The sequence below is a fragment of the Xenorhabdus sp. PB61.4 genome, from assembly GCF_963894935.1.
GTDB lineage: Bacteria > Pseudomonadota > Gammaproteobacteria > Enterobacterales > Enterobacteriaceae > Xenorhabdus > Xenorhabdus stockiae.
This window is the reverse complement of record NZ_CAWQJR010000205.1, coordinates 1-23,082: the sequence shown is the minus strand read 5'-3', so window position 1 is coordinate 23,082 and position 23,082 is coordinate 1. Positions and strand designations below refer to the sequence as shown.

The 23,082-nt window shown below is 43.6% G+C and carries 17 protein-coding genes, 1 pseudogene and 1 other annotated feature; of the genes and pseudogenes, 7 read left to right on the top strand and 11 right to left on the bottom strand.

Annotation, left to right across the window (positions count from 1 at the left end):
* Window positions 1–570: 570 nt before the first annotated feature.
* Window positions 571–1,212 carry an ArsR/SmtB family transcription factor gene (locus AACX68_RS17960; RefSeq protein WP_228860035.1) on the bottom strand — a complete coding sequence of 214 codons (642 nt, stop codon included), beginning with the start codon at window positions 1,210–1,212 and terminating at the stop codon, window positions 571–573.
* Window positions 1,213–1,892: 680 nt separating this feature from the next.
* Here AACX68_RS17960 and AACX68_RS17955 point away from each other — a divergent pair.
* Window positions 1,893–3,278, top strand: a pseudogene (locus AACX68_RS17955) (PTS transporter subunit EIIC); the annotation flags it as partial.
* Between the two features lie 98 nt (window positions 3,279–3,376).
* Window positions 3,377–4,771 carry a glycoside hydrolase family 1 protein gene (locus tag AACX68_RS17950; protein ID WP_228860034.1) on the top strand — a complete coding sequence of 465 codons (1,395 nt, stop codon included), beginning with the start codon at window positions 3,377–3,379 and terminating at the stop codon, window positions 4,769–4,771.
* Between the two features lie 99 nt (window positions 4,772–4,870).
* Here the strand turns inward: AACX68_RS17950 and mog are convergent, their stop codons facing one another.
* Window positions 4,871–5,446, bottom strand: a complete 576-nt coding sequence (gene mog, locus AACX68_RS17945; RefSeq protein WP_228860033.1) for a molybdopterin adenylyltransferase — start codon at window positions 5,444–5,446, stop codon at window positions 4,871–4,873.
* Window positions 5,447–5,675: 229 nt separating this feature from the next.
* Window positions 5,676–6,629, bottom strand: a complete 954-nt coding sequence (tal, locus tag AACX68_RS17940) for a transaldolase (protein ID WP_228860032.1) — start codon at window positions 6,627–6,629, stop codon at window positions 5,676–5,678.
* A 198-nt stretch (window positions 6,630–6,827) separates the two neighbouring features.
* Here tal and yaaA point away from each other — a divergent pair, with 198 nt between their 5' ends.
* Window positions 6,828–7,604, top strand: a complete 777-nt coding sequence (gene yaaA / locus AACX68_RS17935) for a peroxide stress protein YaaA (RefSeq protein WP_228860031.1) — start codon at window positions 6,828–6,830, stop codon at window positions 7,602–7,604.
* Window positions 7,605–7,666: 62 nt separating this feature from the next.
* Here yaaA and thrC read toward each other — a convergent pair whose 3' ends face one another.
* The 3 genes from thrC to thrA are packed head-to-tail and all read right to left on the bottom strand — an operon-like array spanning window position 7,667 to window position 12,365.
* Window positions 7,667–8,959, bottom strand: coding sequence for a threonine synthase (gene thrC, locus AACX68_RS17930; protein ID WP_228860030.1), 1,293 nt, complete (start codon window positions 8,957–8,959; stop codon window positions 7,667–7,669).
* Window positions 8,960–8,973: 14 nt separating this feature from the next.
* Window positions 8,974–9,924 carry a homoserine kinase gene (gene thrB / locus AACX68_RS17925; protein ID WP_228860029.1) on the bottom strand — a complete coding sequence of 317 codons (951 nt, stop codon included), beginning with the start codon at window positions 9,922–9,924 and terminating at the stop codon, window positions 8,974–8,976.
* Window positions 9,906–12,365: a bifunctional aspartate kinase/homoserine dehydrogenase I gene (gene thrA, locus AACX68_RS17920; RefSeq protein ID WP_228860028.1), complete on the bottom strand. Its 2,460-nt coding sequence runs from the start codon at window positions 12,363–12,365 to the stop codon at window positions 9,906–9,908. The genes thrB and thrA overlap by 19 nt, the downstream gene beginning before the upstream one ends.
* Window positions 12,366–12,401: 36 nt before the next feature.
* Window positions 12,402–12,517: a sequence feature (Thr leader region), on the bottom strand.
* Between the two features lie 706 nt (window positions 12,518–13,223).
* On the opposite strand from thrA, the gene arcA reads away from it, so the two are divergent.
* A complete protein-coding gene (arcA, locus tag AACX68_RS17915) occupies window positions 13,224–13,940 on the top strand; it encodes a two-component system response regulator ArcA (RefSeq protein ID WP_099120677.1) in 717 nt (238 codons plus the stop codon).
* Between the two features lie 122 nt (window positions 13,941–14,062).
* Here arcA and creA read toward each other — a convergent pair whose 3' ends face one another.
* Window positions 14,063–14,539, bottom strand: a complete 477-nt coding sequence (gene creA, locus AACX68_RS17910) for a protein CreA (RefSeq protein WP_099120678.1) — start codon at window positions 14,537–14,539, stop codon at window positions 14,063–14,065.
* Between the two features lie 745 nt (window positions 14,540–15,284).
* On the opposite strand from creA, the gene robA reads away from it, so the two are divergent.
* Window positions 15,285–16,166 carry an MDR efflux pump AcrAB transcriptional activator RobA gene (gene robA, locus AACX68_RS17905; RefSeq protein ID WP_228860027.1) on the top strand — a complete coding sequence of 294 codons (882 nt, stop codon included), beginning with the start codon at window positions 15,285–15,287 and terminating at the stop codon, window positions 16,164–16,166.
* Here the strand turns inward: robA and gpmB are convergent.
* Window positions 16,163–16,810, bottom strand: a complete 648-nt coding sequence (gene gpmB / locus AACX68_RS17900) for a 2,3-diphosphoglycerate-dependent phosphoglycerate mutase GpmB (RefSeq protein WP_228860026.1) — start codon at window positions 16,808–16,810, stop codon at window positions 16,163–16,165. The two genes, robA and gpmB, sit on opposite strands and share 4 nt — an antisense overlap.
* A gap of 55 nt (window positions 16,811–16,865) precedes the next feature.
* Here gpmB and yjjX point away from each other — a divergent pair, with 55 nt between their 5' ends.
* Window positions 16,866–17,390, top strand: a complete 525-nt coding sequence (yjjX, locus tag AACX68_RS17895) for an inosine/xanthosine triphosphatase (protein WP_099108792.1) — start codon at window positions 16,866–16,868, stop codon at window positions 17,388–17,390.
* Window positions 17,391–17,615: 225 nt separating this feature from the next.
* On the opposite strand, the gene trpR is transcribed toward yjjX, so the two are convergent.
* Both trpR and sltY read right to left on the bottom strand, forming a co-directional pair.
* Window positions 17,616–17,936 carry a trp operon repressor gene (gene trpR / locus AACX68_RS17890; RefSeq protein WP_099108791.1) on the bottom strand — a complete coding sequence of 107 codons (321 nt, stop codon included), beginning with the start codon at window positions 17,934–17,936 and terminating at the stop codon, window positions 17,616–17,618.
* 56 nt (window positions 17,937–17,992) lie between these two features.
* Window positions 17,993–19,909, bottom strand: a complete 1,917-nt coding sequence (sltY, locus tag AACX68_RS17885) for a murein transglycosylase (RefSeq protein ID WP_228860036.1) — start codon at window positions 19,907–19,909, stop codon at window positions 17,993–17,995.
* Between the two features lie 616 nt (window positions 19,910–20,525).
* On the opposite strand from sltY, the gene ettA reads away from it, so the two are divergent.
* Window positions 20,526–22,193, top strand: coding sequence for an energy-dependent translational throttle protein EttA (gene ettA, locus AACX68_RS17880; protein WP_099108789.1), 1,668 nt, complete (start codon window positions 20,526–20,528; stop codon window positions 22,191–22,193).
* Window positions 22,194–22,256: 63 nt separating this feature from the next.
* On the opposite strand, the gene AACX68_RS17875 is transcribed toward ettA, so the two are convergent.
* A complete protein-coding gene (locus AACX68_RS17875) occupies window positions 22,257–22,985 on the bottom strand; it encodes an ATP-binding cassette domain-containing protein (RefSeq protein ID WP_099108788.1) in 729 nt (242 codons plus the stop codon).
* Window positions 22,986–23,082: the final 97 nt, after the last annotated feature.

The window sequence follows — 23,082 nt, the reverse complement described above, 5'->3', positions numbered from 1 at the left end:
CTATCCAAGATTGGCGTCTTGCGATGAGTCGTTTTATGATTGAATTTGGTGACCGTTTAGACGGTCACGTTTAAACGAAAATGGCGATTACACAAAATACTAAACAAGGTCACAAAATTACATTTTTACCTTACAGATAGCGCGCTCTATTTTTTCTTTTTATTTCAACTTGATGCTGGAGTATATCGTTAATCATTGCTTCATAATAATTATTGAAAATATCAACAGACTGATTGATTATCCGATTACGTAAAACATCCTTTATACAATAACTATCTAATTCTATTGGAATAGCAGAAAGACATTACCATCTATGAAATAGATCTCCTTTAATTTTTATCTGGTTCAATCACATTGTTCCATAAACATAGTATTGAATATATGAATCTACGCACTGCTTCCTATAAAAGAAAACAATGTATGAGATTTACGATAGGCATTATCTATTTCTAATAATATGATTTATTTTATTATTCTGATTTTTTACACAGTGCAGAGCCGTTATCGCGCCATTGCGCCGTGTTTTGAGAATAGAAAACCATAATAGGCCTTTTACAGACCTATAATAACCTAAGAGATACTTTCAACATCCATCCCGGCATCTTTCCAGCCGGAAAACCCGTTTTTAAAGTGGCGGGCACGAATGCCTTTGGCGCGTAATAATTCAAGGGCATTGGCAGAAAGAACGCAGTAGGGGCCACGGCAGTATGCGATAAGATTTGAGTTAGAAGTCAGTTCCTCTAATCTGCTCTCCAGTTCATCAATCGGGATATTGACGGCATTCGGTAAATGCCCCTGATTGAACTCTTCTTTTGGCCTGACATCCAATAATATGGTGCTCTTTTCCTTGATTCGATCCAACAATTCATCCCATGAAATAGCTTCCTGATTATCCATATCATCAATCAATCTGCGCATTTCTGCCCGATTAAACTCAGCATATTTCTGGATAGTGGTAATGATATCCATCACCGGACCATCCCCCAGACGATAAAACACATGTTTACCGACTTTACGGGATTGCAGGATCCCTGAACGTTTTAAATGTTGCAGATGCTGGGATGTGTTGGCAATAGACAGACCGGAAAGCTCTGACAGGCATTCGACAGATTGCTCAGAACTCATCAGGCACTCAAGTAAAGTCAGGCGATGGACATTTCCCAGTACTTTAGCTATTTCGGCAATCTCAACAAGAATTTGTTTATCAAACATTGACATCTGGTTCCCAATATCATGATATTCAATGAATCTATTGAATATCATGATATCAAAGTTTTTCCAATGGTTCGAGTACTAGGCAAAGTGATGACTAATACGGCTTATATACTTCGTCTTTCACTTTGCCTCTTTGTTGGCTGTGCTCACTCGCCCCAGTCACTGGTTTTATAAATATATGGTTATCTATGTTCCTGAGGATGAGTTTTCCGGAATATCGCGATCATTGTCACATTTTTATGACGAGAAATTTGAGTGATTTACAAAAGAAACTATGCTTTAAAATTGAATGATCACTATCTTAAACATTTACGCAGATGTACTTGTTGTTCTTTAAGTTGAAGTTATTGTCAGTTGCTTCACTTAAAGATCTTTAGGGTATAAGTCCTGACAATGATTTCCTGAATTGCTGTGTCGGAAAGGTTGTCAGGTTTTTTTTCGCCTGAATAAAGCGCACCACTTTGTATTCCATTCAATATACCCATAGTCTTTCAAGTTGTCCTTTTGTGGTCTGCATTCTACTCATTCTGGTTATCGTTTCATAAGTATAGTTTATCTATACTTCTGGTGTGCTAAAAGGACTCTGCCTTTGACCGAGCAGTTGCTGCCACGGTACATCTTGAAATCCATGGGGTATAGAAAAATAACACGCTATGGAAGAATGGGGAAAAAATAGTATGAAATACCAGCTATTAGCTCAGGAAATTATTGCGGATGTTGGTGGTCAGGGGAACATTATCAGTCTTATCCATTGTGCTACCCGGCTACGATTTAAATTGCGGGAGAGTGCTCTGGCTAACATTGATAAGTTAAAAGCTCAGTCAGGTATTATCACGGTTATCGAAAGCGGAGGCCAGTTTCAGGTAGTTATCGGGAATCAGGTTGGTGATGTTTATCAGGCTGTTCAGCAAGAACTGGCTTCTGCTGAGCAAACATCAGATCCCGCTGAGCTTCCGAACTTTGCTAATAATAAAAAAGATAGCCTTTTTAACCAGTTTATTGATGTTGTATCCGGTATTTTTACCCCATTTTTAGGTGTTATGGCGGCGGCGGGTATTTTGAAGGGGCTGCTTGCGGTTGCTGTTACTCTGAAATGGATGTCTCTTGATAGCGGGACTTATCACGTCTGGTATGCTGCCAGCGACTCTTTGTTCTACTTTTTTCCGCTATTGCTCGGTTATACAGCCGGTAAGAAATTCGGCGGCAATCCTTTTATTACGATGGCTATCGGGGGAGCATTGGTCCATCCGATGATTATCTCTGCCTTTAAGGCCTCAACAACAGCGGGAAGTACTACCGAGTATTTCATGGGGATCCCGCTCTCATTCCTGAACTACAGTGCATCGGTAATCCCCATTATTTTTGCTTCCTGGGTTAGCTGTAAAGTAGAGAGAAAGCTGAATGATCACATTCCTGCCACGATTAAGGGATTTGTCACTCCTCTTATTTGCCTCATATTGATTGTTCCGCTGGTGTTTCTGGTTATCGGGCCAATGGCTACATGGCTGAGTCAATTGCTGGCTGGTGGTTATCAGGCGGTATATGGGGTAGCTCCTGCACTGGCCGGGGCGATTATGGGAGCAGTCTGGCAGGTTTTTGTGATTTTCGGCCTCCATTGGGGATTCGTTCCTCTTGCTATCAATAATTTGGCGGTTCTCGGGCACGATACATTAACACCTCTGTTGCTTCCCGCGGTGATAGGGCAAACAGGGGCGGCCTTTGGGGTATTTCTGCGTACGCGGGATGCGAAATTAAAAATGCTGGCGGGTTCTGCTGCGACCTCCGGTATGTTCGGTATTACTGAACCTGCGGTTTATGGTGTGACTTTGCCTTATCGACGACCATTTATTTTTGGCTGCGTTGCGGGGGCAATTGGTGGTTCGGTGGTGGGGTATTACCAAGGCGCAATTTATTCAGCGGGGCTGGTGAATATTTTTACCTTCACTCAGATGATCCCACCAACAGGTATCAATAACACGGTGTGGGGAGCAATGATTGGCACAGCGCTGGCTTTTATCATTTCCACTGTACTGACATGGCTGTTCGGGCTTCCGGCCTCTTCTAATTCTTCGCACAGGCTTTCTACAAAAGAAAGTCAACAGTGAAAATTATCATTAAAACCCTATTGATCAATTAGTTTGTAACCCGAGAGGATATTTGTATGAAACAGTTTCCGACACATTTTCTGTGGGGAGGAGCCATTGCTGCCAATCAGGTTGAAGGCGCTTATTTAGCTGACGGGAAAGGTCTTTCTACTTCGGATGTCCAGCCGCAGGGCATTATGGGGCCGGTCATTGAGCGAGAGTCTGAGAGTACACAATATCTTAAAGATATCGCTATCGATTTTTACCATCGTTATCCAGAAGATATTGCTCTGTTTGCAGAGATGGGATTCACTTGTTTGCGTACTTCCATCGCATGGAGCCGGATTTTTCCTCAGGGCGATGAAATGCAGGCCAATGAAGCGGGTCTGGCATTTTATGACAGGTTATTTGATGAAATGGCGAAATACGGGATTCAGCCAGTAATTACACTATCCCATTATGAAATGCCGTGGGCGTTGGTTAAAAAACACGGTGGATGGGGAAATCGTAAACTAATTGATTTCTTTGAGCGTTATGCGCGCACCGTTTTTACTCGTTATCAGAAAAAAGTGAAATTGTGGCTGACATTCAATGAAATCAATATGTCACTACATGAACCACTAACCGGCGTCGGGTTGCCGAAAAACAGTGCACAGTCAGAAATCTATCAGGCCATTCATCATCAATTGGTTGCCAGTGCCCGCGCGGTAAAACTTTGCCATGAAATTATCCCTGATGCCCGTATCGGCAATATGTTACTGGGTGGGCTGATGTATCCACTGACTTGTAAACCGGATGATGTGTTGGCTACTCTCCGGCAAAACCAGAAGTGGCTGTTTTTTGGTGATGTTCAGGCTCGTGGAGCATATCCGGGTTATATGCTGCGTTATTTCCGGGAAAATGGTATTGAAGTCACGATAACTGAACAGGATAAGCTTGAGATGCAAAATACGGTGGATTTTATCTCATTCAGTTATTACATGAGTGGCTGTACTTCCGGCAATGAAGCGGACTATCAGAAAAAGCAGGGCAATATTCTGAACATGATCCCGAATCCCCATCTGGCCAGTTCAGAATGGGGATGGCAGATAGATCCTGTCGGATTGCGAACGTTACTGAATTTATTATGGGATCGTTACCAGAAGCCGCTGTTTATTGTTGAGAATGGTCTGGGAGCCAAAGATACCGTAGAAGCCGATGGCACAATTCAGGATGATTACCGGATTAGCTATCTTAATGACCATCTTGTGCAGGTTAGGGAAGCCATTGAAGATGGAGTGGATGTCATGGGTTACACCAGTTGGGGAGCCATTGATTTAGTTAGTGCTTCAAAAGCGGAGATTTCCAAGCGTTACGGATATATCTATGTCGATCAGAATGAGCAGGGAACTGGAACACTGGAACGCCGCCGTAAGAAAAGTTTCTATTGGTATAAACAGGTTATTGAAACTCATGGAGGCAGCCTGATTTGAGTCCGCTTAGCTTCTCAAAGGTTCTGATGTATTCAGAACCTTTTCAAAATATAATTTCTGCTGGTTGAGCAATAACAACAGACAGCCAGCATTAAGATCTTAACGGCGGGCACTTTTAGGCCTGAAGGCTGAGACAACGCTTTCATTAGTTTCGATATAGGGGCCATCTAACAACTGAATGCAATAAGGCACACTGGCAAAAATTCCGGGTACTAAGACTTTCCCGCTATCATCTTTCAGCCCTTCCAGCGTTTCTGCTATAGCTTTAGGCTGCCCGGGTAAGTTAAGAATTAATGCCTGATTGCGGATCACGCCTACCTGACGGGATAAAATTGCGGTGGGCACAAATTGAAGGCTGATTTGGCGCATTTGCTCACCAAATCCGGGCATTTCACGATCAGCAACTGCCAGAGTTGCATCCGGGGTAACATCACGACGAGCAGGGCCTGTTCCACCTGTTGTCAGAACTAAATGGCAGCCCAATTCATCAACTAATTCGCACAGAGTTTGCTCAATCAGGATTTGCTCATCAGGGATCAGGCGGGCTTCTATACTGAAAGGCGTCGTTACCGTTTTTCCCAACCATTCTTCTAATGCAGGTAGACCTTTGTCCTGATAAATACCATTGGAAGCACGATCAGAAACAGACACGAGGCCAATGCGTAATACATTCATGCGAACCTCAATTAACAGCAAATGATAAAGATAGTGAAAGTGAAAAAGGCGACATGGTTATTATGTCGCCTTTAAGGAAGAAAAAATATACACTTCGTCTTTCAAGTTGCCTCTTTGTTGGCTACGCTCGTTCACCCCAGTCACATAGTTATCTATGTTCCCAGGGATTCTCTCCCTTGCCGCACGCGATGCAACTCGAAATCCATTGGGTATAGTGTGTCGCTCAGGACTACAGCAAGTCAGCGATCATGCTCTCAAGTTTACCCTGATCGATAGCAAACTTACGGATACCTTCCGCCAGTTTTTCGGTTGCCATCGCATCCTGATGATGTTCCCAATAGAACTCAGCTTCAGTCATTGCCGCAGGGCGTGGCTTGATTTCACCTTCATAGCTGAGTTTGTGCTCAACTTCACCTGCTGTTTCAGACAGCTCTTTCAGCAATGCAGGAGAGATAGTCAGACGATCACAACCAGCCAGTTCCAGAATTTCACCGGAGTTACGGAAACTTGCACCCATAACAACGGTGTTATAGCCGTGCTCTTTGTAGTACTGGTAAATTTCAGAAACAGAAATCACACCCGGATCTTCGTTTGGTGCGAATTCTTTCTTATCGCTGTTTGCTTTGTACCAGTCCAGAATACGGCCAACGAATGGAGAAATCAGGAAAACACCTGCTTCCGCACAAGCACGAGCCTGAGCAAAAGAGAACAGCAGAGTCAGGTTACAGTTGATACCTTCTTTTTCCAGTCGCTCCGCAGCGCGGATACCCTGCCATGTGGAAGCCAGTTTGATCAGGATACGGTCATTGCTGATACCCGCTTCGTTGTACAGTTTGATCAGGCGTTTTGCTTTTGCGACACTGGCTTCGGTGTCATAAGAGAGGCGGGCATCCACTTCAGTGGAAATACGGCCGGGGATCAGTTTCAGAATTTCCAGACCGATGTTAACCGCCAATTTATCGCCGGCATCAATGATCTGTTGTTCACGGGAATTGCTCTGAGCACGTGCCCATTCGATGGCTTCATCAATCAGTTGGCGATATTCCGGGATCTGGGCAGCGTTCAAAATCAGAGAAGGGTTAGTTGTTGCATCTTGCGGCTGATACAGTTTCATTGCCGCGATATCCCCGGTATCTGCTACAACTGTTGTCAGTTTACGCAGGGAAGTCAGTTTATCGGTCATGTTTAATATCTCATCGTTATACGTAAAATCTTTGGCATTGTTGCCTCGCCATCCTGTGATAATAACATGGTCAGGCTCGGCTCGTAAGCTAGGAAAATCCTATCGTTGTTATTCCCCTTTTTCCGGTTATTTTTGCTAAATTGGAGAGGAAAAGCCTCGATTATTGAGAATAACCATTCAAAAATTCGGAACAAAATCATGCTTATTACTATTTCACCGGCCAAAACACTTGATTATGAAAGTCCGCTTGCCACAAAAAAGTATAGCCAACCTGCATTACTGGAGGAGTCAAAACAGTTAATTGATGTTTGCCGTACGTTAGCGCCGGCACAAATCAGCAGCTTGATGGGGATCAGTGACAAACTGGCGGGGCTGAATGCCGCACGTTTTGGAGAATGGCAGCCGGATTTTACACCGGAAAATGCTCGTCAGGCGATCTTGGCTTTTAAAGGCGATGTTTATACCGGGATGCAGGCAGAAACGTTCTCAGATGCTGATTTTGATTTTGCCCAGACTCATTTAAGAATGTTATCCGGATTATATGGGGTTTTGCGTCCGCTTGACCTGATGCAGCCTTACCGTCTGGAAATGGGGATCAAACTGGAAAATCCCCGTGGTAAGGGTTTGTATAAATTCTGGGGAGATCGCATTACGGAGAATCTGAATGCGGCACTGGAACAGCAGGGGGATGATGTTCTGGTCAATCTGGCATCCGACGAGTATTTCAAATCCGTCAATACGAAAAAGCTGGTAGCACGGATCATTAAGCCGGTCTTTCTGGATGAAAAAAATGGCAAATACAAAGTTATCAGCTTCTATGCGAAAAAAGCCCGTGGCCTGATGAGCCGGTTTATCATTCAGAACCAATTAACTGATCCTGCTCGGCTGGTGGAGTTTAATCTGGAAGGATATGCGTTTGATGAATCCTTATCTAAAGGAGATGAGCTGGTGTTTAAACGCCCCGAGCAGCATTGATAACCAGTAGCATTGATAAGTCGTGTCACTCCACAATAATTGGTGGAGTGACAAATGCTAGGTTATTTCGCGGCTTTTGCCATCAGAAATTCGCGTAATGTAGCGAAATCAGCAGGCAGGAGGTGGGATAACAATTCCATATCTGCACGTTCTGCTAATTCTTGTGGCAATGGTAATGTCTGGCCGAGTGTCTCTTCGACACTTTCCTTGAATTTTGCCGGATGTGCAGTTCCCAGGAATAAACCATATTCACCATCCTGTAACTGATCACGCAGAACTCGATAAGCAACCGCAGCATGTGGCTCAGAAATATAGCTTTTTGCTGCAAGCTCTCGCATGGTGTCTTGCGTGGTTTTGTCATCGACAACGCCATTGCCCAGCTCGCTGAGTGCCCAGCCTTTACGGTTGAACAGTTCTTCAATACGTGGCCAGTTATTAGGCTGGCTGACATCCATTGCGTTAGAAAGGGTGGCAACGGTTTGATTCGGAAGCCATTTTCCTTCTGCCAGATAGCGGGGAACGGTGTCGTTAACGTTAGTCGCGGCGATAAAACGCTTCACCGGTAATCCCATTGATTTTGCCAGCAGACCCGCGGTCAGGTTGCCGAAATTGCCGCTTGGAACTGAAATTACCAGTTGGTCACGTTTTTCTGCCGGAATTTGTGCAACGGCTTCAAAGTAATAGCAAATTTGAGCCAAAAGACGGCTGATATTAATCGAGTTTGCAGAGTTGAGATGCAGTGCTTGTTTCAGTTCTTCATCATCAAATGACTGTTTAACCAGTGCCTGACAGGCGTCAAAATCACTTTGAATCGCGACAGTGTGGATGTTGCCACCCAATGTGCAGAACAGCTTTTCCTGTAGCGGGCTGATTTTTCCTTCTGGATAGAGGATCACAACCTGCACGTTATTCAGACCATAAAAGGCATGAGCAACCGCCGCACCGGTATCACCGGAAGTTGCGGTCAGAATAGTGACCGGTTGCTCTCCTGCAATCTGAGCCAGAATCTGGGCCATAAAGCGGCCGCCAAAGTCTTTAAAGGCCAGTGTCGGGCCGTGATAAAGCTCAAGTGAGGCGATGTCATCTTCGACAGTCGATACAGGGGCCGGGAAAGCAAACGCATTTTTGACACGTTCAGCTAGCTGGTCAGTCGGGATTTCGTCACCAATAAAAGCTGAAAGTATACGCTGGCTGCGGCTGACAAAATCCAGTTTCAATAATTCATCAATTTCGGCACGACTGAATTCAGGTAAATCCTGTGGGAAAAATAATCCCTGCTGTTTTCCCAATCCTTGTTTAACGGCCTGTGAAAAGCTGACCTGCTCGTGACTGTCTTTTAAATTATATAATTTCATTATTATCCTACCTATTACCCTATCTGTCGTGCGCCTGCGAGATCCAGACGGCAAATATGAACAAAACCTTCATCATTTTGTACGTAATGTTGTTGCAGCCATTGAGCGACGTCTTCAGCTATTGCCATTTCATTGCAAATTGCAAACAGTGTCGGGCCAGAGCCGGAAATACTGCATGCCAGCGCACCCCGTTTTTTTACTCCTTCACGAGCGTTAGCAAAACCGGGTAAAAGCTGTGTGCGATAAGGTTCGCCGACAATATCTTTCATTAAGTTGGCGGCTAAACTGGATTGCCGGGTGTGGCAGGCGTGAATAAATCCGGCAAAATAACGGCCATGATTAATGATATCACTGCGTGAATAGTGGTCAGGCAAAATGGCGCGGGCTTCTGATGTAGAAACCTTGATGCCGGGGTAGGCCATCACCCACAACCAGTCCTCAAAAGCGGGAATGGATTGGGAGACAGCATCTTCCTGCGCCATAATAAGTTGCAGGCCGCCAAGATAACAGGGAGCGACATTGTCATAGTGTACGCCACCGGAAATTCGTCCTTCCAGCTCTCCCATCATCTCCAGTAACTGGTCGCGACCAAAAGGATGGCCGGCATATTCATTTAAGGCAACCAGTGCAGCAACGACTGAACAGGCACTGGAACCCAGCCCGGAGCCTATCGGCATATTTTTTTCCAGCGTCATGGCGACGGGCAGTTCTTTACCCAAACACTGGCAAAAAAGTTGCCAACATTGGTAAACAATATTGTGTTTGGGATTTACGGGCAGTTTGCTGACAAATTTCCCTTCATTACTTAACGTAAACTTCTCTGCGGCTTTGACTGAAACACAATCGCCAAGCAGTGAGCCATCAACCGGAGAAACCGCCGCACCGAGCACATCAAACCCAACCCCAACGTTTCCGATAGAGGCCGGCGCATAAACCCTGACCATCATTAAACTCCCAATTTCCATGATAAAGTGCGTAATATATCAGCAAAAACACCCGCTGCCGTGACATCATTTCCGGCGCCGTAACCGCGCAGTACCAGCGGAATCGGTTGATAATAACGGGTATAGAAAGCCAGTGCGTTTTCACCATTTTTAACTTTATACAGCGGATCATTACCATCAACCGCAGCGATTTTCACCATACAGCGGCCCTGTTCAATAATACCGACATAGCGCAACACTTTTCCTTGCTCTGCGGCATCGGCAACCCGGCGGATAAATTCCTGATCCAACTGTGGCAGGCGTTGCATGAAGTCAGTGACATCACCATTGGAATCAAATGAAGCAGGTAAAACCGGCTCGACGTGAATATCCTCCAATTCCAGTTCATAACCGGATTCACGGGCCAGAATTAAGAGCTTACGCGCAACATCCATGCCAGAGAGATCGTCACGAGGATCAGGTTCAGTGAAGCCTTTTTCTTTTGCCAGCAGGGTTGCTTGCGAAAGTGTCATCCCTTCATCCAGCATACCGAAGATATAAGACAGAGAGCCTGACAGGATCCCGTTGAACTGAACCAGTTCATCACCGGCATTCAGCAAATTCTGTAGATTTTCGATAACCGGCAAGCCTGCGCCTACGTTGGTGTCATACAGGAATTTACGTTTTGAGTTTTCTGCCGCACGACGGATCTCACGATAGTAGGCCATGGAAAGCGTGTTGGCTTTTTTGTTCGGCGTAACAACGTTAAAGCCATCACTCAGGAAGCTGGAATACTGCTCAGCGATAGACTGATTAGATGTACAATCAACGATAACCGGATTCAGGAGATGGTACTCTTTTTCGAGTCGGATTAAACGGCTCAGGCTGAACGGTTCGCTGGCTTCTGACAAAGCCTGCTGCCAGTTATCCAGACTGATGCCCTGCATATCGGTTAACATCGCCCGTGAGTTGGCAATTCCACATACGCGCAGATCAATGTGTTTTTGCTTCAGCCATGACTGCTGGCGGCGGATTTGTTCGATTAATGCACTTCCGACACCGCCTACGCCGACAACAAAGACTTCAACCACCTGAGCGGTATTGAACAGCATTTGATGGCAGAGCCGCACTGCGGTTGTTGCGTTATCATTGTCAATCACTGCGGAGATGGAACGCTCTGATGAGCCTTGCGCGAGAGCAATGATATTGATATTGGCGCGGGTCAGTGCCGAAAAGAAACGGGCAGAGATGCCACGCTGTGTACGCATTCCGTCACCCACGACAGAAATAATGGCGAGATTATCGATAACATCAATAGGATCAAGCGCACCATCTTTTAACTCCAGATAAAACTCTTCGGTCAGCGCTTTCTGTGCTCTGTTCAGCTCTTTTTGCGGTACACAGAAACTGATGCTGTATTCTGATGAAGACTGAGTGATCAGCACAACGGAAATACCTGAACGGGACATCACAGCAAAGACTCTTGCTGCCATACCTACCATGCCTTTCATGCCGGGACCTGAAACGTTAATCATCGCCATATGATTCAGGTTAGTGATCCCTTTAATAAGCATGCTGTCATCTTTTTGCCCGTTCCCGATAAATGTGCCCGGCGCATCAGGATTGACAGTATTTTTAATCAGGCAGGGGATCTGAAACTGGGCGATAGGGGCAATAGTCCGGGGATGAAGCACCTTCGCACCGAAATAGGAAAGTTCCATTGCTTCCTGATATGACAGGCTTTTCAGCAGACGGGCATCGGCAACAGATCGTGGATCACAGGTATAAACGCCATCTACGTCAGTCCAGATTTCACAGCAATCGGCTCGTAAACAGGCGGCCAGCACTGCGGCTGAGTAATCAGAACCATTACGTCCGAGAACGACGAGCTCACCATTATCATTACCTGCCGTAAAACCGGCCATCAGAATAATATGGTCAGAAGGAATATTCAGGGCTGCAATGCGTTTGGAGGATTCGTGAATATCAACTGTGGATTCGAGGTAATGCCCATGAGCAAGCAGGTTTTGAACCGGATCGATCACAGAAACTTTATGTCCGCGGGCTTGTAGTACGGCAGCCATAATCGCAATGGATAATTTTTCACCGCAGCAAATCAGGGAGGCATTAATGCTATCGGGGCACTGTTTTAACAGAGAAATACCATGCAGTGTTTGTTTCAGGTGAGCAAACTCACGCTCCATGAGCGTTTTCAGGTTTTCATAATCGAAATTCGGCTGATGCTCTTTTAACCCCGACAGTAAATCAGTAAATATTTGGATAGTATCGCTGATGTTGGAAACAATATCCTGCCCTGCAACCGTCTTAGCGACCATTGCCACTAAGTGGTTCGTAATTTTTGCGGGGGCAGAAAGGACTAGAGCAACCTGCCCAAGGGGTAGCTCACTTTCAGCGATATCTGCCACACTCAGTACGCGCTGGTAGTTTGCGACTGAAGTGCCTCCAAATTTAAGTACACGCATTGGTATTTCTCTCCTGACTTACTGTTAAAAAAGGGTCAAAAAAAAGCCCGTATCTTGTTGGACACGGGCTTTTTACTATTTTATTTTATGCGTTAGCCCGCACCGTAACTAGTAGTTCCGGTGGTAATCGTGGTGGTTGTGTTTGCAGTGATTACTTTTGAGGTAATTGTATTTTTCGGGCTGATGTCTCGCATAGTTTCCTGTCTGTCTTTTTATTCTGTTCGACCCCTATTGGTTAAAGGAAACTGTGGTCGAAGTCAAATAATTTTTACAATTACAGCGGGAAAAAACACCATTTTCTGTGTTGTAATCGTTCAAAGTATCTTTAACTGATTTGGTCATTATCCGGCTTCAAATATTTTTACCAGCATTTAATTTTATAAAAAACATATTTTGTAATTATTTCGTCTTTATGATAAAACACGCTGATTTTAACATTTGAGTGTTGTGTGATCTCTTTAGAGGTTGGAGATGACGCCACTTTTCATTAACATGAAAACACCAAAAATATAACAATATTGTTAATTTAAAATTAACAATTACAAATAATGTTAACGTGCTACAATTGATTTTGATATGTATCAACAAAAGTTGGTTTTTTTAGAGGGCAAATGCATTACTAGCTGTTATATTGCTGTTAATAGACTAATATAGCTCCTGTTCTGATTGGGGTTTTTTAGGTATGTACCCTCAGAGAAAAGTAACAGGTGCTTTTAGCGTAAAACATATCAACAACATTTATTTTTTAGACATGAGCCGGGTTTTCTGTGATTCAGAACGAGAACAGGATATTTTCTATTAATAATAACGGCTTATGTCATATAGGTTCTATTTTTTTAGCGATTTTAGGTAGCAACTATGCAAACCCCGCACATTTTGATTGTTGAAGACGAAATTGTCACACGCAATACCCTGAAAAGCATTTTTGAAGCTGAAGGGTATGTTGTTTATGAAGCCACTGATGGCTCAGAAATGCACAATATTTTGTCAGATAACGATATCAACTTAGTGATTATGGATATCAATCTGCCAGGCAAAAACGGGTTACTTCTTGCTCGTGAATTACGTGAACAGGCGAATGTTGCCCTGATGTTTTTAACTGGGCGTGATAATGAGGTGGATAAGATACTTGGGCTTGAAATTGGTGCTGATGACTACATCACTAAGCCTTTCAACCCACGGGAGTTAACCATTCGGGCACGTAATCTGCTTTCCCGTACGATGAATTTGAGCCATGTAGGTGAAGAACGTCGTCAGGTTGAAAGCTACAGGTTCAATGGCTGGGAGCTGGATATCAACAGCCGTTCTCTGGTCAGCCCGATGGGAGATCATTATAAACTGCCACGCAGTGAATTCCGTGCGATGCTCCATTTCTGCGAGAATCCGGGGAAAATTCAGACTCGTGCAGAACTGTTGAAAAAAATGACCGGGCGTGAGCTGAAGCCACATGACCGTACTGTCGATGTGACTATCCGCCGGATCCGTAAACATTTTGAATCTACACCGGATACTCCGGAAATCATCGCTACCATTCATGGTGAAGGTTACCGTTTCTGTGGCGATTTAGAAGACTAATCGATACCACATCTATCACCGATTTATTCTAAAAAATATCGTATTTGTAAAAATACCTTATCTTTTTAAAAGCCCTGAATACCTAATGGTATCAGGGCTTTTAATTTATTGCTTGTATTACCTTACTCTTTCCACGGCATAATCGGTACGGCGCTGATAGCATTTTTTGGTGAGCCATCAATAACTTTATCGGAATAAGTTAGGTAGATAAGCGAATTGCGTTTTGGATCGAAAAAGCGAACAACCTGAAGCTTTTTAAATACCAGCGATGTTCTTTTCTGGAAAACAACCTGTCCTTTTTTCGGCGACTTAAGGATTTTTTCTGCTACTTCGATCGGGCCAACCTGTTGACAGGAGATTGCGGCATCAGAAGTATCTTCCGCTAATCCCAAGCCTCCTTTGATACCTCCTGTTTTCGCTCTGCTTAAATAGCAGGTCACATTTTTAACATCAGGATCATCAAAAGCCTCAATGACTATTTTGTTATCCGGGCCAAAAAATTTGAACACAGTATCAACAGAACCTATCTCTTCGGCGTGCAGGATCGTTGGAGAACACAGCAGGACAACAGCAATCACTATTTTCTTAATTGTTACCATATTTAGTCCACTTGAATTAAATAAATGCAGTGAAAATATCCAGTATTAGCATATAATGCGAATTAATGATTTTTGTAACGTCATTTGATTAGTTTATGTATCTATAAAGAAAAACATGGCATTATAGCTAAATATACATGCAAAATGAGTAAACAAAAGGGCTTTAAGCTGGCCTTCATGATTCCCATAATTTTCTAAATACTGCGTGAAAATTCTTTCTTTATCGAAAGCCGCTGGAATCGAAGGTCAGATGGTTTTCATCTACTAATATAAACAGGTAGGAGACGATTATCTAATGATTGATCTTTTCATTTGTTGTAAAGGATCCTAAAGCTGAGCTTGCAAATGATCAGATTTACCATTAGTTTATTCCAAGATTTTCCTTGTTTAATTTAGTGTCTGATCTTTATCCGTTGTGATTATGTCATGGTGCTTTGTTTTATCACGCAAGAGAAAATGCTGCTTCTTAGGAGTAGCAATTTAGGAGTAGCAATAAAGTAACGTTTGTTTGGATAGCCACAATAGGTATTGCTGTCATGACAGGGAAAAGGACTGTGTTGTGAAAACGACGGTATGCCTGATGAAGTGAAAAATCAGGCAATTAAAATCATCTTTGTGTTTGGAAATGATAGGTACTCATTATTAATTAATCTATATAGCATTTTCATCCTTAAATTTTTTTATAACAGTCAGTTATCTTACAGTTGTATGGTTTTCTTTTTGTCTTGATGAATTAGGGAGATGTATGGATCAAACCAACATCATTCGAGATTTGTTGCATTGGCTGGATAATAATCTGGATCGTCCGCTGTCCCTCGATCATGTTGCAGCGAAAGCAGGTTATTCCAAGTGGCACTTACAGCGCATGTTTAAGGATGTTACAGGACAAGCGATTGGTTCTTATATCCGCGCCAGACGGCTGTCTAAAGCTGCTGTTGCGCTGCGTTTGACTGGTCGTCCCATTCTGGACATTGCTCTGCAATATCGTTTTGATTCTCAACAAACCTTTACCAGAGCATTCAAAAAACAGTTTAATCGGACGCCAGCTTCTTACCGCCGAAGTGAAGAGTGGTGTGCTAGCGGTCTTTGTGCTCCTATTATGTTGGATAACAAACCGTTACCTGAACATAAGTTTGTGATTCTGGAAGATCAGTTGCTGACGGGTATTGAGCACAGCTGTTCTTACACTCTGGAGCAATGGTCAAAAGCCTGTACGGAAATGCGCCACAATTACTGGATTGCCTATTTGCAACACGCGGAAGTCTTGCCGCCTAAATTGTATGGCTTGCATCACTCCACCGTCAGCACAGAGCATGAAGATGAGCAGACAGTTTTCTATACCACGGCAATAGAGCCGGAGTATGCGACCTTTGACACCAAGGATAGCCAGCCGGTTGTTTTACCGGGTGGGGAGTACATTTCATTCAGTTATTTTGGTAAAGAAGATCAGCTCGATGAGTTTCTTTCTAATATCTACACTGTCTGTTTACCTCAATTAAATATTACCCGCAGAAAAGGGTATGATGTTGAGCGATACTATCTCACTAATCTTGAAAGGAAAAAATTACAGGATGAGTCTCAAAGCCACGTTGTGGAATTTGAATATCTCATCCCGATTCAGCGCTAACCTTGCAGCTCATCTAGCGCGGGCATATCCAGATGTGTGATATCGCCCGCTGTTTCAACGATCCATCCAGGAGCCAGCCACGGGCTATCCTGATAATCGACTCTTGAGATAGAACAGTTTCTCAGCCGTAAGCGGCGTTCGGAATTGGCCGGTAATCCTAAAATTGAACAGACCAGACTGACTAATGCCATCCCGTGGCTTACCAGTAAAGGGCGGCTTCCGGCTGGCAGATCACGGCAACTTTCCAGCGCGGCACGCACCCGTTCGGATAACTCACTCATGGATTCGCCTTCTGGTATCCGACCATTTGGTGTGCCATCAACGAGACTTTTACGCCATGTTTCTTCTTCTTGGGTCAGGGAATTCAGATCACGGTTTTCAAGAACACCCATGTTTATTTCCCGTAAACGAGGCTCTAATATCACTTCACAACCGCAAGCTTGTGCGATAATTTCTGCGGTTTGGCGTGTGCGACCGAGGTCACTAGTGATAACATGTGTGATGTTCTCTGATTTTACTTTTTGTGCTACCAAGAGTGCCTGACGTCGTCCGGTTTCAGTTAATGGGCTGTCAGATTGTCCCTGAATACGACGAGCCAAGTTCCATTCTGTTTCGCCATGACGAACAAGATATACCTGTAACATATTTATTTTCCGTTATACTGCATCATGAAATAGTTCAAAGGATTACTTATTTATTATGTACCATGTTATTGCTGCAACCACTAACCCTGCGAAAATAAAAGCGATTAGCCTTGCATTTGATGATGTTTTTGGAGCAGGAACATATCGTATAGAAGATGTCGATGTAGATAGCAGTGTTCCTCAACAGCCAATTGGTAATACTGAAACTCGTACCGGTGCCCGCCATCGGGTTATGGCTGCTCGTCAGGTTCGGCCGGAAGCCGATTTTTGGGTCGGTGTTGAAGCCGGAATCGAAGATGACATGACATTTGCCTGGATGGTTATTGAATATAAACAAATTCGGGGTGAATCGCGCTCTGCCAGCCTGATGTTGCCTGAAAAGGTACTGGAAGGCATTCGTGAAGGGCGTGAGCTTGGTCACGAAATGGCTTATTTGACCGGTGTTGATAATATCAAACAGAAAGGTGGAGCAATTGGTTTTTTTACCAATGGTATCCTGACTCGCACTAGTGTTTATCATCAGGCATTGATACTGGCTCTCGTTCCTATTCATCATGAAATTTACAAAGATATTGAATAACCAACTTTAATGATCCAGTCACAGAAGGCCATGACGTTATGGCCTCTGTATCTATACACTTCGTTTTTCAAGTTGCCTCTTTGTTGGCCGCGCTCACTCACCCCAGTCACATAGTTAGCTATGCTCCTGGGGACTCTCTCCCTTGCCGCCGCGACGCACCTTAAAATCCATTGTGTATAATAATATCGAAATGATCTTTTCTAACCGATTATTATCACAATAGATTTACTTCAATAATTGTGTTTCCAGCCATTCTTTGACGTGAGCTGGCGCTGATTTCAGGCTATTTGAACCACGCGTGATTGTTGCAATCCCAACACTAAGTTCGTTTTTCAGCTCGCGCTGGCTCATTTGCCCTCGCATTAATTCTTGAATAATCCGAACTCTGGTTGATAGTGCTGTACGCTCATCGGGTGTCAATAATAACTGCAAAATCTGATGTTGCAAATTTTGTTCGAATGCTGTTTGTAATAATTCTACAAAAGCAAACCAGTCATCACCCTCTTCTGGGGAAAGTGCAGGGTCAATCAAATGATTTTGTGTCATAATTTTTAGCCATACTATTTAACTAGTACAAAATAATACCATAATTGTATCTGAAATTAGTAACGTCTTTGCCATTCTGAGTCGGTTAAGACATTAACTAAATTTCCCATAAAATTATGGTAAAACATGTCATAAGCCAGAACATTTTTGACGTAGGCTCTTGTTTCAGCAAATGGAATACTTTCGATGAATGCGATGGCATTGATGTTTCCCGCACTATTGGCCAGCCAGCGCTCAACATTTCTGGGGCCTGCATTATAAGCAGCACTGGCGAGTATGCGGTTATTGCCGAAATTCTGGTACACCGATTCCAGATATGCAGTGCCAATTTTGATATTCATGGTCGGGTTCATCAATTGGTTACTGCTGGCGTAGCCATCAATTTTTTTACTCTTTGCGGTATGTTCCGCTGTTGCTGGCATGAGTTGCATCAATCCGCTTGCCCCTTTTGGTGAGCGAGCCTGTGGATCCCACGCACTTTCCTGTCGTGCAATAGCCATGGCATAACTTTGTGAAATACTTTTATCTGAAGTGAAATGAGCAAATTCATTTTGCCATGCCAGAGGAAAACGCTCTTCAAGATGATCCCACATTTTGCCGACAATCGTAGCCTGCACACTGAGAGTAGGCCAGTTCTGTTCAAAAGCATAGCGGGCCAGCTGCTCTTTCTTTGTGCTGTTTTGTGCTGAAACGAGGTTGATCCATTCTGAACGTGCCAGATCATCCATATGCCAATACATTAATTCACGTATCCGCTTAATCTGTGGCAACTTAGCAATGGAGGCGTCAGGCCTTTCTGATTTATTGATAACCAGAGGATAGGGCAGATGTAATTTCTGTGCTGCTACCATAGGGTAGAAACCACGGTGTTCCATCAGCTTACGTAGTATTAAGTCTCCTTCTTTTTTCTTTCCTGTATTCAATAAGGTGATGGCGCTCCAGTATTGCCATTCATCTTTTTGCAGGACATTTTTAGGTAAAAGACTTAACCATTCAGCTAACCCTTTTTCATCAGCATTCCTGAGAGCCAGACGGGCACGACGTTCGATTAATGTACTGGAATGTGATGTACGAATTGCGTTATCCCGCCATTTTTCTTGTTCCGGTGTAATCTCCCCCATTAATTGCCAGGCCACGATATCTTTTAATTTCTGTCTTTCTGTTTCATTCATTTTTTGTGCCCGAGCGATGGAAGGAATACTGAGCCGGGCTTTTTCTGTGTTTTTACGGGCAAAATGGGAAAACGCATTAGTGACAAAGAAGCGGGTAAAGTTCGTTGGCTTTACCGTTCTGGCAAAATGTTCAACAGATGTGGGATCACTTTGCAGTTTTTGTAAATGAGCCTTTAAGCTATGGTAGTCGAAGGGTAGTCTATTAATAAGATAATTGGCAAGTGTCGTGTTATTCTCGTTTACGGCAAGTTCGATACGTTGCAATATTAAATTTACGGATAAATAGCCGGAACGCTCCCAGACGTTCAGTAAACTATCACAATCATCGGGTAACGAACTCCCTCGTAACCAAATTTCTCTCGCACCTTCCCACGCCGTCTTGTGCTTTCCGGTTACCCAGTTCGCAAAATAGTAATTGCAGCTTGCTGCTACGGTATTTGGTTTATGGGGGCTGAATGCCAGAAGGCTATGCCAGTTTCCGTCACTCGCCAGTAAATTGATATATCGGGATGACAGAGAATTAGCCGGTGGCAGGGTTGGGTGAGTGTCAATAAAATGGCGTACCTGCTGAGGAGATGTCATTTTTAGGTTATGAACTAATTGCCGATACTCAAGGTAAGGATACAGGGGATAATTCTTCAGTGTGGGCATCAACCGTTCAACTTCTTGCATGTTTTTCGCATCCCATGCGAGTTTTATTGCCTGATACCGCTCACGCTGGGCTTCCAGAGAATCAGCCTGTGCGATACCAACAACAGAAGCCAGACTGACAGCCATGATAAAATGCTGCCACTTATTTATAGTCACATACTCCTCCAGAAAATTGATGGCAACGAACAATACATTAATTGTTTTAATTATAATAATATTGAAGTGTTTTATCATACTAATGAATGTAAAAATTAGTGGTTTGATTGCAAGTTTAGGTAAGAAAAAAGATATGACTTAAATATTATTGGCATAATTGGTTATTAATTTATTTGATTCATACAATACGTTAATTATTTCAATCAGATGATAAAATAGAAAAGCTGCATTTCAGCATTCTTAATTCCCAGAGAATTTTAAGAGACATAGTAACGGCAAGGGAATGGCAAATTCGTCGGAAACGAATTTACTCAGTCAAAGAGCTGATTTCCGCTGAGGAGCAGGAACTTCTCATTAATCTCTGGAAGAATAGATAAACATCTATTGATAAAAACGCAGGCTGGTATGAGTGAGGAAAGCCGACACGAAACCAACGAAGAGGTAGCCCGGAAGATAAAGATCATTACCTCACCTCCGTTTGATCGTGTGAAAAGAATGCTAAACAGGTAGCAACACGACGGCATTAATTTAGGGTAGAATACGCCATCCAAGCCCCTTAAACGTCAATGAATATTATATATTTCCTTAATTATCAAAAAGGTACATTACTTTGGCTCAATATGTTTATAGTATGCACCGGGTTGGAAAAATTGTTCCCCCGAAAAGGCATATTCTGAAAAATATCTCTCTTAGTTTTTTCCCCGGAGCAAAAATCGGTGTTCTTGGTCTGAATGGTGCCGGTAAATCGACCTTACTGCGTATCATGGCGGGCATTGATAAAGATATTGAGGGGGAAGCTCGCCCACAGCCTGGGATTAAAATCGGCTATTTACCACAGGAGCCTAAACTTAATCTGGAGCACACTGTTCGCGAAGCGGTAGAAGAAGCCGTTGGTGAAGTTAAACATGCGCTGACACGTCTTGATGAAGTGTATGCTGCATATGCTGATCCTGATGCAGATTTTGACAAGCTGGCAAAAGAGCAGGGTGAACTGGAAGCGATTATTCAGTCTCACGATGGTCATAATCTGGATAATCAGCTTGAGAGAGCGGCAGATGCTCTGCGTTTACCTGCATGGGATGCTAAAATTGAGCACCTGTCAGGGGGGGAACGTCGCCGTGTGGCAATTTGTCGCCTGCTGCTGGAAAAACCAGACATGCTGCTGCTGGATGAACCAACCAACCACCTTGATGCAGAATCTGTGGCATGGCTGGAACGCTTCCTGCACGATTATGAAGGCACCGTCGTTGCAATTACCCATGACCGTTATTTCCTTGATAATGTGGCTGGCTGGATTTTGGAACTTGACCGTGGTGAAGGTATTCCGTGGGAAGGTAACTACTCTTCATGGCTGGAGCAAAAAGATGCTCGTCTGGCGCAGGAAGCTGCTTCAGAAGCGGCTCGCCGTAAATCCATTGAGAAAGAACTGGAATGGGTTCGTCAGAATCCAAAAGGGCGTCAGGCTAAAGGTAAGGCACGTTTGGCCCGCTTTGAAGAACTTAACAATGTTGAGTATCAAAAGCGTAATGAAACCAGTGAGTTGTTTATTCCACCAGGCCCACGTCTGGGAGACAAAGTACTGGAAGTCAGCAACCTGACCAAATCTTATGGTGATCGTGTTCTGATCGACGACCTGAGTTTTTCTCTGCCAAAAGGCGCAATTGTCGGGATTATTGGTCCGAATGGTGCCGGTAAATCGACTCTGTTCCGTATGTTGTCCGGTCAGGAACAGCCTGATTCCGGTTCAATCGCGCTGGGTGAAACAGTAACACTGGCCTCTGTTGACCAGTTCCGCGATGCCATGGATGATAAGAAAACGGTATGGGAAGAAGTTTCTGGTGGGCAGGATATTATGCGCATTGGTAACTTTGAGATCCCAAGCCGCGCCTATGTTGGCCGCTTTAACTTTAAGGGTGTGGATCAGGGCAAGCGTGTGGGTGAATTATCCGGTGGTGAGCGTGGCCGTCTGCATCTGGCAAAACTTCTACAGGTTGGTGGCAACATGTTGCTGCTGGATGAACCAACCAATGATCTGGATATCGAAACACTGCGTGCGCTGGAAAATGCCCTGCTGGAATTCCCTGGCTGTGCGATGGTTATTTCCCATGACCGTTGGTTCCTTGACCGCATTGCAACGCACATTATCGATTATCAGGATGAAGGTAAAGTGACTTTCTTTGAAGGAAACTTTAGCGAATACGAAGATTACAAGAAGCGTACTCTGGGGGCTGAAGCACTGGAACCACACCGTATTAAGTATAAAAAAATCAGTAAGTAAAACTGATTTCAGTGAAATAGAAAACGGCCTGATGTCAGGCCGTTTTTTTTAAGGAAATAACAATCAGGATACCATCACTCTTCGTTCCTGAAAGGACTCATATGTCTTAACAATTTTACCGCTTTCCAGAGTAATCATGCTGTCAGCATATTGAATCAGGCGCTTATCCTGAGAGGCGATAACGACAGTGCCTTTCTGCTCATGAGCGATAAATTTAAAGATATCAATAAACATCTTTAATTCCTGATGGTTCAGGTGACGAGTCGGTTCATCGGCAAACAAGTATTCAGGTCTTTTCACGATGGCTTTTGCCATAGCTGCTCGCTGTCTTTCATTTTCAGAAAGCTCACCTGGATAGTAACGGCTCTTATCACCTAATTTCACAATATCTAACGACTTCTGTGCAATTTTTACTGCCAGTTCCCGGGAAAGGGATAATCCGTAAGAATTAGACAATAACAAGTTATCTAACAGCGTAAGTTCACTGGATAAATTAAAACTCTGGAAAATGAACCCACTACTTTGTGAATGAAACTGACCTAACTCGGAATCACTCATTAGTTTTAGCTTGTTATTATTAATGAATACATCTCCTTGATCTGGTTGTAACATACCCGAAGCAATCGATAGCAATGTGCTGTTTGTGGATGCTTTCGGCCCTGTTATCAAAGTAATTTCACCTGGTATAATAGAAAATGTGATGTCTGAAATCATTTCATAATTAACTGTATTACCAGTTAAACCATATGAAATATTGATAACTTCAATCGATTTAAATTGATTTAAGTTCATATTCTCAACACAATTATGTTAAAAAGTTAAAGCTTTTTCCTTAAATATGTTATCTAAATCTATTTACAGTATTATTAATATCAATAAGACATAATAT

What these genes read in the sequence shown, in the direction of transcription:
- thrB (WP_228860029.1), bottom strand. Translation starts at nt 9,924, where the DNA reads ATGGAAATTGGGAGTTTAATGATGGTCAGGGTTTATGCGCCGGCCTCT.
- thrC (WP_228860030.1), bottom strand. Translation starts at nt 8,959, where the DNA reads ATGAAATTATATAATTTAAAAGACAGTCACGAGCAGGTCAGCTTTTCA.
- trpR (WP_099108791.1), bottom strand. Translation starts at nt 17,936, where the DNA reads ATGACACAAAATCATTTGATTGACCCTGCACTTTCCCCAGAAGAGGGT.
- arcA (WP_099120677.1), top strand. Translation starts at nt 13,224, where the DNA reads ATGCAAACCCCGCACATTTTGATTGTTGAAGACGAAATTGTCACACGC.
- AACX68_RS17875 (WP_099108788.1), bottom strand. Translation starts at nt 22,985, where the DNA reads ATGAACTTAAATCAATTTAAATCGATTGAAGTTATCAATATTTCATAT.
- tal (WP_228860032.1), bottom strand. Translation starts at nt 6,629, where the DNA reads ATGACCGATAAACTGACTTCCCTGCGTAAACTGACAACAGTTGTAGCA.
- robA (WP_228860027.1), top strand. Translation starts at nt 15,285, where the DNA reads ATGGATCAAACCAACATCATTCGAGATTTGTTGCATTGGCTGGATAAT.
- gpmB (WP_228860026.1), bottom strand. Translation starts at nt 16,810, where the DNA reads ATGTTACAGGTATATCTTGTTCGTCATGGCGAAACAGAATGGAACTTG.
- thrA (WP_228860028.1), bottom strand. Translation starts at nt 12,365, where the DNA reads ATGCGTGTACTTAAATTTGGAGGCACTTCAGTCGCAAACTACCAGCGC.
- creA (WP_099120678.1), bottom strand. Translation starts at nt 14,539, where the DNA reads ATGGTAACAATTAAGAAAATAGTGATTGCTGTTGTCCTGCTGTGTTCT.
- AACX68_RS17960 (WP_228860035.1), bottom strand. Translation starts at nt 1,212, where the DNA reads ATGTTTGATAAACAAATTCTTGTTGAGATTGCCGAAATAGCTAAAGTA.
- yjjX (WP_099108792.1), top strand. Translation starts at nt 16,866, where the DNA reads ATGTACCATGTTATTGCTGCAACCACTAACCCTGCGAAAATAAAAGCG.
- AACX68_RS17950 (WP_228860034.1), top strand. Translation starts at nt 3,377, where the DNA reads ATGAAACAGTTTCCGACACATTTTCTGTGGGGAGGAGCCATTGCTGCC.
- yaaA (WP_228860031.1), top strand. Translation starts at nt 6,828, where the DNA reads ATGCTTATTACTATTTCACCGGCCAAAACACTTGATTATGAAAGTCCG.
- mog (WP_228860033.1), bottom strand. Translation starts at nt 5,446, where the DNA reads ATGAATGTATTACGCATTGGCCTCGTGTCTGTTTCTGATCGTGCTTCC.